This window comes from Streptomyces sp. R33 (assembly GCF_041200175.1).
Classification (GTDB): Bacteria; Actinomycetota; Actinomycetes; order Streptomycetales; family Streptomycetaceae; genus Streptomyces; species Streptomyces katrae_B.
In genome coordinates this window covers 7,727,348-7,739,833 of the sequence record NZ_CP165727.1, presented here as the reverse complement: position 1 = coordinate 7,739,833, position 12,486 = coordinate 7,727,348, and the positions used below count along the sequence as shown (strand labels likewise).

Sequence of the window (12,486 nt, the reverse complement as noted above, 5' to 3'; positions counted from 1 at the left end):
ATGACGGCGCGTATAGTTTCGCCATGAGCAACTACGAGGCAGCCACCGAAACCGCGGGCGCGCCGGCGGGCGGGGTGCAGTCCGTCGACCGCGCCGTCAGCGTGCTGGAGATCCTCGCCCAGCGCGGCGAGGCGGGCGTCAGTGAAGTGGCGGCGGAGATCGACGTCCACAAGTCGACGGCGTTCCGGCTGCTCGGGGCGCTCGAGGCGCGGGGCCTCGTCGAACAGGCCACCGAGCGCGGCAAGTACCGGCTCGGTTTCGGCATCGTGCGGCTGGCGGGCGCGGTCACGGGGCGGATCGACATCACGCAGGTGGGCCGCCCGGTGTGCGAACGGCTGGCCGAGGAGCTCGGCGAGACGGTCAACATCGCGATCCTGGAGGAGCGGTACGCGATCAATCTCTGCCAGGTGCGCGGCCCGGGCGCGGTCACGGCGCACAACTGGGTCGGCCAGCTGACCCCGCTGCACGCCACCTCCAGCGGGAAGGTGCTCCTCGCCCACCTCCCGGCGAAGCAGCGCGTGCAGCTGCTGGCGGAGGCCGGGCTGAAGAAGTACACGCCGGGCACCCTGACCGCCAGGACGAAGCTGGAGAAGAACCTCGTCGCGTCCCTGGACCGCGGGTACGCCATGACGTTCGAGGAGTACGAGATCGGGCTGCACGCCATGGCCGCCCCGATCCGCGACCGGGACGGCGTGGTCATCGCCGCGATCAGCGCATCGGGGCCCAGCTACCGCTTCACCGAGGAGCGCATGCACGAGCTGGCGCCGCTGCTGATCAAGGGCGCACAGGAGATCAGCCACCGCATGGGCCACCTGGGCTGAGCGGCCCCGGCAACGGCTCCTGACGCGGCTGCTCGTGCCCGGTGCCCAGGCGCTCCCGCACCCAGTCGTGGAACGCTCCGATGTGGTGCTCGCTGGGCACGAGCACCCCGCCCTTGGCGTACGTGCGGGAGCTCATCGCGGGCTGGCAGCGCTCGCAGGCGGCGAAGTCCTGCCGGTTGACCCGGTCGAAGAGCTCGACGGAGCGGCTGACGTCCTTGCCGCCCTCCACCACGTCCTTGAGGTAGAGCCAGTCGCATTCGACGATCGTGCGGTCGGCCGCGACCGGGTACATCCGGTGGAAGATCACGTGGTCCGGCACCAGGTTGACGAAGACCTGCGGCCGCACGGTGATCGCGTAGTACCTGCGGTCCTGGTCCGGCGAGACGGTGGGGATCCGGTCGAGGCCCTCCGAGCCGTCGACCGTGAAGCCCTGGATGCCCTCGCCGAAGGCGGCGCCGTGCCCGACGTAGTACTGCGCCGCGTAGCCGTCGGCGAACTCCGGGAGCACCTCGGTGAGTTCGGGGTGGATCGTGGCGCAGTGGTAGCACTCCATGAAGTTCTCGATGATGAGCTTCCAGTTCGCCTTGACGTCGTAGACGATCCGCCGGCCGACCTCCAGGTCCTCGATGCCGTACCGCTCGATGGACTCCGTGTCGCCGAGCCGCTCGACGGCCGCGCCCATGACCTGCTCCTCGAACGAGGGCGGACTGTCCGCGAGGCAGACCCAGACGTAGCCGAGCCATTCGCGTACGGACACGGGCACCAGCCCGAACTCGGTCCGGCCGACGTCGGGCATCTTCGTGAGGTTGGGGGCGGCGATCAGCCTGCCGTCGAGGCCGTACGTCCAGGCGTGGTACGGGCATTGGAAGGCCCGCCTGACCTCGCCGGTCTGCTCCGTGCACAGTTTCGCGCCGCGGTGCCGGCACACGTTGAACCAGGCGCGGATCGCCTGGTCGCGCGCCCGCGTCACCAGGATGCTCTCACGGCCCACGTCCACGGTCCGGAAGGCGCCCGGCTTGGCCAGCTCGGACGAGCGCCCCACGCAGAACCACATCGTCTCGAAGATGCGTTCCTGCTCCAGCCGGAAGATGGCCGGGGCGGTGTAGTACTCGCCGGGAAGGGTGGCGATCAGGCTTTCCGGCAGGCCGGTCGTGGTCACGTGCACTCCTCGCGGAACGTCGTGGTTCGGGGCGTGGTGCATCGGGGGGGGCCGGCAGGGCGGGGCCCAGGGGTGCCGGACCGGGACCCCCGGGTGGGTCAACCGGCCGTCCGGGCCTCGGCGGTGGCCAGCCTGCGCCGCCACCGCGTGAACAGCCGCGTCTGGTTCAGGCCGAGCACCGCGACCGGCCGGCCCGCGCTCCGGTAGACCGCGAGGAAGCTGCGGTCGGCCGCCGCGCCCTCCTCGAGCGTGACGCTGTCGGCCTGCGCGGCGTACCCCGCGAACTGGATCCGGGACCCGTACTGGTCGGACCAGAAGTACGGGGGCCGGGGCGCCTCCGGCACGCCCTGCCCGCCGGAGAGCAGGGCGGCGACCGCCGTGGCAGGGCGCTCCCGCGCGCCGGTCCAGTGCTCGACCCGGCGGTGGGCCCCGACCGCGGGCTCGTACCAGGCCGCGCAGTCCCCGACGGCGACGATGCCGGGGATGCTCGTACGGCCGGCCGCGTCACACCGTACGCCGTCGTCCAAGTCCAGTCCGGAACCCGCCAGCCAGTCCGTGCACGGGCGGGCGCCCACCCCGACGACCACGGTGTCGGCGTCGAGGCGGCGGCCGTCGTCGAGCACGACGGCCTCCACCCTCCCCGTACCGGCGAGTGCGCGTACGCCCGTTCCGCACAGCAGGCGCACGCCGTGGTCGGCGTGCAGCCGGGAGACGAGGGAGCCCATCTCCCTGCCGAGCGGGCCGGCCAGCGGTGTGGGCGCCGCTTCCACGACGGTGACCTCGAGGCCGAGCCGCCGCGCGGTGGAGGCGACCTCCGCTCCGATGAACCCGCCGCCCACGACCACCAGTCGGCCGCCGCGGGCCAGGTCCGCCCGCAGCGCGCGGGCGTCGTCCAGGGTGCGCAGGACGTGCACGCCGTCGAGGCGCTCGCTCCCGGGCAGGGTCCTGGCTGCGGCGCCGGTGGCGATCACGATGCCGTGGGCCCGGACCGACCGGCCGTCGGCGAGCCGTACGTGGTGCTCGGCCCACGACCCGGTGTCGATCCCGATGGCCCGCACGCCGAGCTCCCATACGGCCGCGAGGTCCTCGCCCTCCGCTTCGAGGGCGAGCGCGTCCTCGTCGATCTCGCCGGCGAGGAACTCCTTCGACAACGGGGGCCTGTCGTACGGGCGGTGGGGTTCGCCGCCGATGAGGACGAGCCGCCCGTCGTAGCCCTGCTCGCGCAACGAGCGGGCGGCGGACAGGCCGGCGAGCGAGGCGCCGACGACGGCCACGGTCTTCACGTGCGGCCGTCCACCCGGTGAACGGCCGCACGGGGCGCCGGGGTCGGCAGGACGTACACCGTGCCGTCCTCGACGAGGACCTGATGGGTGCGAACGGGGCGCTTGGCGGGCGGGGAGTCGACGCTGCCGGAGCGCAGGTCGAACTTCGAGGCGTGCAGGGGGCATTCGACCTCGCACCCCTCGAGCCAGCCGTCGGAGAGGGAGGCGTCCTGGTGGGTGCACGTGTCGTCGATGGCGTACACCTCGCCGGCCTCGGTATGGAACACCGCGATCGGAGGATCGGAATCGAGTCTGCAGGCCTCGCCTCGCGGAAGATCGGCGAGTCGGCACACGGGAATCTTCATGACACCTCGGTGCGTATAGCGAAACGGATTGCGGTGAACGCAACGTCAGTGTGAGGGCGCCCCCCTACCCTGTCAAGGAAGGTTTCACGACATCGGAAAGGGCCCTGAGGGTCGTCGCGCGCGATGGCACGGCTGTCCCGCACCTTCGCGCGCCCTCCCCGCTCCACACCCCGGCTTCCCGGCGGTCCGGCGGCCGTGAGAGGGTCGGCCCGGCTCCGACGGGGCCGTGCACGAGGAGGACAGTGTGACCGGCAGCACATCCACCGGACTGGTGCTGGTGGCGGACGACGACGCCGCCATCCGCCGCTCGCTGGAGCGCGGGCTGCGGCTGAGCGGCTTCACCGTGCTCCTCGCCGAGGACGGGCCCGCCGCGCTGCGCCTGCTCGGCGGCCAGGCCCCGCACGTCCTCGTACTCGACGTCTCGATGCCCGGCCTGACCGGCACGGAGGTCTGCCGCAGCCTGCGGGCCCGGGGCGACGAGACTCCCGTTCTGATGCTGTCGGCCCTCGACGAGGTCGCGGACCGGATCGCAGGGCTGCAGGCCGGGGCGGACGACTACCTGGTCAAACCCTTCGCCCTGGAGGAGCTCGTGCTGCGCCTGCACGCCCTGCTGCGGCGGCGGCCGGCCCAGGCCCCCGCGTCCGACGTACTGCGGGCGGGACCGCTGGTGATCGACGGGGCCAGCCGGCAGGTACACCACGAGGGGACCGAACTCCACCTCACCCGGCGCGAGTTCGAGCTGTTGGTCCAGCTGGTGCGCAACGCGGGGATCGTCCTCACGAGGGACCAGCTGCTGGACCGGGTGTGGGGCTACGACTTCGAGGTCCGCAGCGACGCCGTCGACACCTTCGTCAGCTATCTGCGCCGCAAGCTGGAAGAGGGCGGGCGCCCGCGCCTGATCCACACGGTGCGCGGGGTCGGTTTCGTCCTGCGCGTGCCCGAGGACCGGAGCGGCGCGTGAAACTCGCCACCCGCATCGCGCTCTCGGTGACCGTGGTGGTGCCCCTGCTGGTGCTCGCCGCGGGCCTGCTGGTGCTCGGGCTGGTCAGCCGCGACCTGCACCAGCAGCAGGACACCCGCCTGCAGGACCGGGCCTCGGCCGTCCTCCCGGACGTCAAGGCGATGCTCACGGCCGACCTGAACGGGCGGCCGAAGGCGGAGCAGAACCAGCACCGCAAGGTCCTCGGCGACGTGCTCGACGCAGGGATCCGGGTACGGACCACGGACGGAACGGTCGTCCTGGAGGGCGGGCCGCAGCCCGCCGACCCGGTACGACTGCCCGAGCGGACGCCGGACGGGCCGGTCACCGTCCGGGCCAAGGGCCATGCCTGGCGGGTGCTGACCGTCCCGGTCGCCGGGCCGGCCCCGGGCACGTTCTGGCTGTTCACCCCTGCATCGGCCGCCGACCCTCAGGTCGTCGCCGTGCGCCGCCGGGTCCTGCTGGTGGCCCTGCTGTCGGCGCCGGTCTCCGGGCTGCTGGCGTACGCGCTGGCCGGCCGCGCCACCGCCTCCGTACGGAGGCTGAGCCGGCGGGCCGCCGCGCTCGACCCGGGGGCGGGCGCGGCCGCCTTCGCCACCGCACCGGTGAACATCGCCGAGGTGGACGAACTTGCCACCGCCATCGGCCAGTTGCTGGCCCGGTACGAGGAGCAGGCCGCCCGGACGGCGCAGGCGCTCGACACCGCCCGCTCGTTCTCCTCCGCCGCCTCGCACGAGCTGCGCACACCGCTCATGAGCATCCGGACCGACCTGGACGTCCTCGCCGCCCACCCCGACCTCTCCCCCGCCGAACGGGCAGAGATCGTACGGGACTTGCAGAGCGACCACGCCCGGCTGCTGGACCTGCTCACGGCCCTGCGGATGCTCGCCCGGGGCGATCTGGTGGAGGTGTCCGCGTTCGCCTCCCTCGACCTCTCCGAGCTGGTGGACACGGTCTGCGGCGAGACCGGCCGCCGCCATCCCACGGTCCGGATCGAAGCTGAACTCCCGCCGGAGCTGCGGGTGTTCGGATGGGATGCCGGGGTGGCCATCCTGCTCGCCAATCTGCTGGGCAATGCGGTGGTGCACGGCCACCTGCCCGACGAGCCGGCCAGGATCGCGGTACGGCTGCGCGCGGAGGGCGGGCACGCCGTGCTCACCGTGGACGACGCGGGGCCCGGCATCCCGCCCGGCGAGCGGGAAGCCGTCTTCCGCCGGTTCCACCACCGCCCGGGCAGCCCCGGCTCCGGGCTCGGTCTGACCCTCGTCGCCCAGCAGGTCGCGCTGCACCAGGGCACGATCTCGATCGGGACGCCGCCCGACGCCGCGGGCACCCGCGTCGAGGTGCGCCTGCCCCTGTCGGCCGCGGACGCGCCGACGCTGCGCCTGCCGAGGCGCCGCGACTGGATCTCCCGAGGGGACTGAACGGCGACGAACCGGCCAGGGCCGGCCCCCACGGGGGCGTTCCTGTGGACTCACAAAGTTTCCACAAAGACACCTCCTACCGTCCTGACCGGTCGGCCGCCTGTGAGCCGGCCCGTTCGTACCGAAGGGGATACAGCCATGCTCCCGAACCGTAGGACCGCCGCTGCCGCGATCGGCGCCGTGGCGCTGGCCGGCGCTCTGCTCTCCGCCGTCCCCGCCCAGGCCGATGGCGGCAGCCCCGCCCCCGCCGCCCCGAAGTCGGCCAAGTCCGCGCCGAAGGGCGACGGCGCCAAGGCGATCTGCAAGCGTCTGCCGAAGACGCAGACCCGCGTCAGCACCGCGATCGACCGCCTCAACGGCGACGTCACCGTCCTCGGCTCCGTCGCCCGCCTGGAGCAGCGCGTCGCGAACGCGCAGACCGCCGGCCACACCGAGGTCCACACCTACCTGAACGACCGCCTGACCTTCCGCAAGAGCCTGCTGCCCACCCTGCAGAAGCGGCAGGACGACCTGAAGGCCGTCAGCACCTGGTGTTCCGCGCAGGAGTCCAAGTGAACGTGCCCCGCCGCGCCGCCGCGGGTCTCGCCACCCTGCTCACGGCGGCCGCGCTGCTGCTCACCGGCTGCCTCCCGGGCGCGAAGGCCGAGCCCCAGGGCACCCGGTCCGTGAGCTCCGACGACGCCCAGGTCAAGGACATGCAGCAGAAGCTGGACGACGCCGAAAGCGCGGCGGCCCAGGCGGACTCGGACGCCACCCAGAACAACTGACCCGCTGCGCACGCACGCCCGGCCTGCCCCGATCCACGGGGGCGGGCACGGGTGTCAGGCCCGCTTCCCGTGCAGGAACCGGCGCAGGCGGGCCCACGGCCAGGTGTTGATGACATCGTCCTTGGTCAGCCAGCCGCGCTGCGCCGTGCCCACCCCGTAGCGCAGGTACGGCAGGTGCGTGGTCGCGTGCGCATCCGAATTGACCGCGAACTTCACCCCGTGGCCCTTCGCGCGCAGGATGTCCTCGTCGCGCAGATCGAGCCGCTCCGGATGCGCGTTGATCTCCAGGGCGGTGCCCGTCCGCGCGCAGGCCTCGAAGACCGCGTCGAAGTCGGCGTCCACACCGGGGCGCCGCCCGATCCGCCGCGTGGTCGGGTGCCCGATGACGGCGACGTGCGGGTTCTCGCAGGCCCGGATGAAGCGCCGGGTCATGGCGGCCCGGCTCTGGCCGAAGTGGGAGTGCACGGAGGCCACGCACAGGTCGAAGCCCGCGAGGAACTCGTCGGGCCAGTCCAGGCCCCCGTCCGGGCCGATGTTGAGTTCCGTGCCGTGCAGCAGCCGCATCCCGTGCACCGTGCGGTCCATGGCCCGTACCTGCTCGCGCTGCGCCAGGATCTTCTCCTGCGTCATGCGCTGCATGGCGAGGTCCGGCGCGTGGTCGGTGACCGCGTAGTACGCGTACCCGCGCGCCGCAGCGGCGGCCACCATGTCCTCCAGGGAGGCGAGGCCGTCGGTGAGGTCCGTGTGGGTGTGCAGGTCGCCCCGGATGTCGCCCTCGGCCACGAGATCGGGGAGTTCGTCGCGCAGCGCGGCCGCGATCTCCCCGCGGTCCTCCCGCAGCGTCGGCGGGATCCAGGGCAGGCCCAGCCGGGCGTAGATCTCCTCCTCGGTCTCCGAGGCGAGGTTCTTGCCGCTCTCGGCGTCGAAGAGCCCGTACTCGGAGAGCTTGAGGCCCTGGCGCACCGCCAGGGCGCGGGTGCGGATGTTGTGCGCCTTCGATCCGGTGAAGTACTGCAGTCCCGCGCCCCAGGACGCCGGCGGCAGGACGCGCAGATCGACCTGGAGGCCGGCCCCGGTGCGGATGGAGGTCTTCTTCGCCCCGTGCGCGATGACGTCGGCCGTGAAGGGGAGCTCGGCGAGGGCCCTCATGAACGGGGCGGACGTCTCCGCCGCCACCAGGATGTCGACGTCACCGATCGTCTCGCGCATCCGGCGCAGCGAGCCCGCGTACGTGCACCGCACGCACCCGCGGATCCGCTCCATCTCGGCGACGATCTGCTCGGCGATGTCCATCGCCGCGCCGAGCAGGATCCGGTCGTCGGCGCTCCGGAGTACGGAGATGCCGTGCAGGATGTTCTGCTCGGTCTGCTCGCCGAAGCCCTTCAGGTCGCGCAGCCGCTCCTTGCGGATGGCGTCCTCCAGCTGCTTGACGGAGGAGACGCCCAGCTCCTCGTACAGGACGAGGGCCTTGCGGGGCCCGAGCCCGGGGATCGCGGTCAGGGCCCGCACCCCGGCCGGTACGGCGGCCCTGCGTGCCTCGATGTCCGGTACGTGCCCGGTGCTGAGGTACTCGACGACCTTCTCGGCGATCGACTTGCCCACGTTCGGGATCTCCCGCAGGCCCTTGACGTCGAGCGCGGCGACATCGGCCGGGTGGCCGCCGATGGCGCGGGCGGCCTTCTCGTACGCGCGCGCCTTGAAGGCGTCGCCGCCGCTGATCGCGATCAGGTCGGCGTACTCCTGGAGCAGTGCCTCGACCTGTTCGTTGGCCCTGGGCATACCTCCAGAGTGCCCCCTGCACGGGGGCCCGGCTCGACCGGCGCGACCTAGCCTTGAGTCATGGGCGGTGACCTGGTCAGGCTCTTCCTCTGCGGGGACGTGATGCTGGGCCGCGGCATCGACCAGATCCTGCCGCACCCCGGGGATCCGGGGCTGCGGGAGACGTACGTACGGGACGCGCGGACGTACGTGGAGCTGGCCGAGGAGGTCGGCGGCGCGGTGCCGCGCCCGGTCGGCTTCGCGTGGCCGTGGGGCGATGCACTGCGGGTGCTCGACGCCGCGGCGCCGGACGCGCGGATCCTCAACCTGGAGACGTCCGTCACGCAGTGTGACGACCGGGCGCGCGGCAAGGCGGTCCACTACCGGATGCACCCCGGCAACCTGCCGTGCCTGGCCGCGGCCCGCCCGGATGTCTGCGCCCTCGCCAACAACCACGTCCTGGACCACGGCCGGACCGGGCTCGAGGACACCCTCGTGGCGCTGGCCGCCGCGGGGCTGCGGACCGCGGGGGCAGGCCGGGACCTCGCCGGGGCACGGCGTCCCGCGGCCGTCCCGCTCCCGGGCGGCGGGCGGCTGCTGGTGCACTCGCTGGCCATGGCCTCGAGCGGTGTTCCGCACGGCTGGGCCGCGACGGCGGAGCGCAGCGGCGTGGCCTTCGTGGCCGAGCCGACGCATGCCGCCGCGGCGGAGGTGGTGGACCGGATCCGGCGGGCGAAAGGGCCGGGCGACGTGACGGTCGTGTCGATCCACTGGGGTTCCAACTGGGGCTACCGCGTCCCGGGCGAGCAGATCGGCTTCGCGCACGCGCTCGTCGACGGCGGTGCGGATCTGGTCCACGGGCATTCCTCGCACCATCCGCGGCCGATGGAGGTGTACCGGGGGAGGTTCATCGCCTACGGGTGCGGCGACCTCGTCAACGACTACGAGGGCATCGGCGGGTACACGGAGTTCCGGGACGACCTGCGGCTGCTGTACCTGGTGTCGGTGGACCCCGCGGACGGCCGGCTCGTCGACGTCCGCCTCGTACCGCTGCAGTCGCGTCGGCTGCGGCTGCGGCCGGTGACGGACGAGGACTCCCGGTGGCTGTACGAGGTACTCGTCCGCATCTGCCGGGGGTTCGGCGTGCAGCTCGGGCGCGAGCCGGACGGCGCGTTCCGGCTCACCGCCGCCACCACCCCGCCGTAGAAGTTGAGGATTGTTCACTTTCCATTGACAGGGCGGGCTCCGGGGCCCAAAAGTGTGCCGTCAGCGATGCACCTGCGACCGAAGTGAGCCCGCATGACAGCGCCCGTACCCGCGTTCCCCGCCGATTTCCTCTGGGGCGTCTCCGCCTCGGCCTTCCAGATCGAAGGCTCGCCCACTGCCGACGGCCGGGGCCCGTCCTCCTGGGACGCCTTCACCAGGGAACCGGGACGCATCCGGGACGGCTCGCACGCGGACGTGGCCACCGACCACTACCGCCGCTACCGCGAGGACGTGGCCCTGATGGCCGAACTCGGCGTCGGCGCCTACCGGTTCTCGGTGTCCTGGTCGCGGGTCCTGCCGGACGGCCACGGGCAGGTCAACCGCAAGGGGCTCGACTTCTACGACCGGCTGGTCGACGAGCTCTGCGCCGCCGGCATCACCCCGGTGCCGACCCTGTTCCACTGGGACACCCCGCTGGCCCTGGAGGAGAAGGGCGGGTGGCTCAGCCGCGACACCGCCGAACGGTTCGCGGCGTACGCCTCAGTGGTCGCGCAGCGGTTGGCCGACCGCGTCCCGATGTGGATCACCATCAACGAGCCCGCCGAGGTCACCCTCCTCGGATACGGCCTCGGCGAGCACGCCCCCGGCAAGCGTCTCGTCTTCGACGCCCTGCCCGCTGCGCACCACCAGCTCCTGGCCCACGGGCTGGGCGTACAGGCCCTGCGTGCGGCGGGCGCCCGGCAGATCGGCATCGCCGCCTCGCACAGCCCCGTGTGGCCGGCGAGCGACGGCGCGGAGGACCGCGGTGCCGCCGAGCTGTACGACCTGCTCACGAACCGGCTCTTCGCCGATCCCATCCTGACCGGCGCATATCCCGACGAGGGCCTGGCCTCGCTGCTGCCGGGCCCGGTGGCGGAGGACCTGAAGACCATCTCGGCGACGCTGGACTGGTACGGGATCAACTACTACAACCCGATGCGCGTCGGCGCCCCGCAACCGGCCTCTCCGACCGGCGAGTTCGGCGGCATCGAGATACCCGCGGACCTCCCCTTCGGCATCCGGCCGATCGAGGGGTACGAGCACACCGACTTCGGCTGGCCGGTGGTCCCGGACGGGCTGCGCGAACTGCTCGTCTCCCTGCGCGAGCGCTACGGCGACCGGTTGCCGCCGCTGTACATCACCGAGAACGGCTGTTCGTACGGGGACGGGCCGGATCCTGCGACGGGGCGGGTCGCCGATGCGCGCCGGATCGCGTACCACGAGGGCCATGTGGCCGCCCTGCACCGGGCGATGGCGGAGGGGGTCGACGTACGCGGCTACTTCATCTGGTCGATCCTCGACAACTTCGAGTGGGCGGAGGGGTACAGGCAGCGCTTCGGGCTGGTCCACGTCGACTACGAGACGCTGGAGCGGACCCCGAAGGAGTCGTACGCCTGGTACCGCGCCCTGATCAAGGGCGGCAGATGACCGTCGAACGGACGGCCGCGGAGACCGGCAGCCCGGTCGGCGGGCGCTGGGTCGGTGCGCTGTCCCTCGCGAATCTGGGCGTCTGGGTCGGCTGGTTCGGCCCGCTCCAACTGCTCCTGGCCCGCCAGGCGCAGCAGCTCACCCCGGACCACAAGGCGTCCACGCTCGCCCTGGTGACGGGGGTGGGCGCGGCGGTCTCGATGGTCGCCAACCCGGTCTTCGGCGCCCTGTCGGACCGTACGACGTCGCCGGCGGGCCGGCGGATCCCCTGGGTGGTGGCGGGAGTTGCGGGCGGCGCGGCCGGGCTGCTCGTCCTCGCACGGGCTTCGAGCGTCGCCGGGGTGATCGCGGGCTGGTGCCTGGTCCAGCTCGCGCTCAACGCGGCGTTCGCCGCCCTCACCGCCGCCGTGCCCGACCAGGTTCCGCCCCGGCAGCGCGGCCTGGTCGGCGGCTGGCTCGGGGTCGCGCAGGTCGGCGGGATCCTGGTCGGTACGGCGCTCGCCACGGTCGCGGGCGGCGTCACCGCCGGGTATCTCGCGTGCGCGGCCTTTTCGGTGCTCGCGGCCGTCCCGTACGTGGTGATGCGGCGCGACACGCGCCTGTGGCCCGCCGCCCGGCCCGCCTTCCGGTGGCGGACCTTCCTCACCGGCTTCTGGATCGATCCGCGGAGCCATCCCGACTTCGGCTGGGCCTGGTTGACGCGCTTCCTGATGAACCTGTCGTACTCGGTCAGCACGATGTACCTGCTGTACTACCTGACCGACGCCGTGCACTACGAGGACGACGCGGACACGGGCGTACTGATCCTGACGGCGCTCAACGCGCTCACCCTGCTGGCCACGGTGGTGATCAGTGGTGTGCGCTCGGACCGTACGGGCCGCAGGAAGGTCTACGTCATCGGGTCGGGGCTGGTCATCTCGGCGGCCACCCTGCTGCTCGCCGTCTGGCAGACCTGGACGGGGGCGATCGTCGCCTCGCTCGTCCTCGGGGTCGGGTTCGGCGTCTACACGTCGGTGGACTTCGCCCTGCTGACGGACGTGCTGCCGACGGCGGAGGACCGGGGCCGGGACCTCGGCGTCATCAACATCGCCAATGCGCTGCCCCAGGTGCTGGCTCCGGTGATCGCCGCGCCGGTGGTCACCCACTTCGGCGGGTACACGGCGCTGTACGCGTTCGCGGGGGCCCTGGCGCTGGCGGGGTCGGTACTGGTCCGCCGCATCCGCGGGGTCCCGTAACGCCGGGCGGTGTCACCGGACGGGACCGGTGACACCGCATGCG

The 12,486-nt window shown here is 72.7% G+C and carries 12 protein-coding genes; 8 read left to right on the top strand and 4 right to left on the bottom strand.

All coding sequences use genetic code 11. The annotated features are described in order from the left end of the window. Positions 1-23: 23 nt before the first annotated feature. Positions 24-821, top strand: a complete 798-nt coding sequence (locus AB5J51_RS35535) for an IclR family transcriptional regulator (protein WP_053787496.1) — start codon at positions 24-26, stop codon at positions 819-821. On the opposite strand, the gene AB5J51_RS35530 is transcribed toward AB5J51_RS35535, so the two are convergent. The 3 genes from AB5J51_RS35530 to AB5J51_RS35520 all read right to left on the bottom strand — a co-directional run bounded on the left by AB5J51_RS35530 (position 793) and on the right by AB5J51_RS35520 (position 3,607). Then, on the bottom strand, positions 793-1,980 hold the full coding sequence (locus AB5J51_RS35530) for an aromatic ring-hydroxylating dioxygenase subunit alpha (RefSeq protein ID WP_369779574.1): 1,188 nt from the start codon (positions 1,978-1,980) through the stop codon (positions 793-795). The genes AB5J51_RS35535 and AB5J51_RS35530 overlap by 29 nt on opposite strands. 98 nt (positions 1,981-2,078) lie before the next feature. Beyond that, positions 2,079-3,263, bottom strand: a complete 1,185-nt coding sequence (locus AB5J51_RS35525) for an NAD(P)/FAD-dependent oxidoreductase (RefSeq protein WP_053787498.1) — start codon at positions 3,261-3,263, stop codon at positions 2,079-2,081. Further along, positions 3,260-3,607: a bifunctional 3-phenylpropionate/cinnamic acid dioxygenase ferredoxin subunit gene (locus AB5J51_RS35520; protein ID WP_053787499.1), complete on the bottom strand. Its 348-nt coding sequence runs from the start codon at positions 3,605-3,607 to the stop codon at positions 3,260-3,262. Before AB5J51_RS35520 ends, AB5J51_RS35525 begins: the two co-directional genes overlap by 4 nt. 244 nt (positions 3,608-3,851) lie before the next feature. On the opposite strand from AB5J51_RS35520, the gene AB5J51_RS35515 reads away from it, so the two are divergent. The 4 genes from AB5J51_RS35515 to AB5J51_RS35500 all read left to right on the top strand — a co-directional run bounded on the left by AB5J51_RS35515 (position 3,852) and on the right by AB5J51_RS35500 (position 6,777). Further along, entirely contained in the window at positions 3,852-4,568 is a 717-nt protein-coding gene (locus tag AB5J51_RS35515; protein WP_053787500.1) for a response regulator transcription factor, read from the top strand. After that, positions 4,565-6,010 carry a sensor histidine kinase gene (locus tag AB5J51_RS35510; protein ID WP_369779573.1) on the top strand — a complete coding sequence of 482 codons (1,446 nt, stop codon included), beginning with the start codon at positions 4,565-4,567 and terminating at the stop codon, positions 6,008-6,010. The genes AB5J51_RS35515 and AB5J51_RS35510 overlap by 4 nt, the downstream gene beginning before the upstream one ends. Positions 6,011-6,148: 138 nt before the next feature. Continuing rightward, a complete protein-coding gene (locus AB5J51_RS35505; protein ID WP_133899031.1) occupies positions 6,149-6,565 on the top strand; it encodes a hypothetical protein in 417 nt (138 codons plus the stop codon). Beyond that, complete coding sequence (locus AB5J51_RS35500) at positions 6,562-6,777, top strand: hypothetical protein (RefSeq protein ID WP_133899030.1); 216 nt, start codon at positions 6,562-6,564, stop codon at positions 6,775-6,777. Before AB5J51_RS35505 ends, AB5J51_RS35500 begins: the two co-directional genes overlap by 4 nt. A 54-nt stretch (positions 6,778-6,831) precedes the next feature. On the opposite strand, the gene polX is transcribed toward AB5J51_RS35500, so the two are convergent. Further along, a complete protein-coding gene (polX, locus tag AB5J51_RS35495; RefSeq protein ID WP_133899029.1) occupies positions 6,832-8,556 on the bottom strand; it encodes a DNA polymerase/3'-5' exonuclease PolX in 1,725 nt (574 codons plus the stop codon). A 60-nt stretch (positions 8,557-8,616) separates the two neighbouring features. On the opposite strand from polX, the gene AB5J51_RS35490 reads away from it, so the two are divergent. From AB5J51_RS35490 to AB5J51_RS35480, 3 genes are all read left to right on the top strand, one after another. Then, a complete protein-coding gene (locus tag AB5J51_RS35490; protein ID WP_369779571.1) occupies positions 8,617-9,741 on the top strand; it encodes a CapA family protein in 1,125 nt (374 codons plus the stop codon). A gap of 93 nt (positions 9,742-9,834) precedes the next feature. Continuing rightward, positions 9,835-11,208 (top strand): GH1 family beta-glucosidase, encoded by a 1,374-nt coding sequence (locus tag AB5J51_RS35485; RefSeq protein ID WP_369779570.1) that lies wholly within the window; start codon positions 9,835-9,837, stop codon positions 11,206-11,208. Beyond that, positions 11,205-12,443 carry an MFS transporter gene (locus AB5J51_RS35480; protein ID WP_369779569.1) on the top strand — a complete coding sequence of 413 codons (1,239 nt, stop codon included), beginning with the start codon at positions 11,205-11,207 and terminating at the stop codon, positions 12,441-12,443. Before AB5J51_RS35485 ends, AB5J51_RS35480 begins: the two co-directional genes overlap by 4 nt. Positions 12,444-12,486: the final 43 nt, after the last annotated feature.

Coding starts and splice junctions, on each gene's coding strand:
- AB5J51_RS35505 (WP_133899031.1), top strand. CDS start 6,149: ATGCTCCCGAACCGTAGGACCGCCGCTGCCGCGATCGGCGCCGTGGCG.
- AB5J51_RS35490 (WP_369779571.1), top strand. CDS start 8,617: ATGGGCGGTGACCTGGTCAGGCTCTTCCTCTGCGGGGACGTGATGCTG.
- AB5J51_RS35480 (WP_369779569.1), top strand. CDS start 11,205: ATGACCGTCGAACGGACGGCCGCGGAGACCGGCAGCCCGGTCGGCGGG.
- AB5J51_RS35520 (WP_053787499.1), bottom strand. CDS start 3,607: ATGAAGATTCCCGTGTGCCGACTCGCCGATCTTCCGCGAGGCGAGGCC.
- AB5J51_RS35535 (WP_053787496.1), top strand. CDS start 24: ATGAGCAACTACGAGGCAGCCACCGAAACCGCGGGCGCGCCGGCGGGC.
- AB5J51_RS35485 (WP_369779570.1), top strand. CDS start 9,835: ATGACAGCGCCCGTACCCGCGTTCCCCGCCGATTTCCTCTGGGGCGTC.
- polX (WP_133899029.1), bottom strand. CDS start 8,556: ATGCCCAGGGCCAACGAACAGGTCGAGGCACTGCTCCAGGAGTACGCC.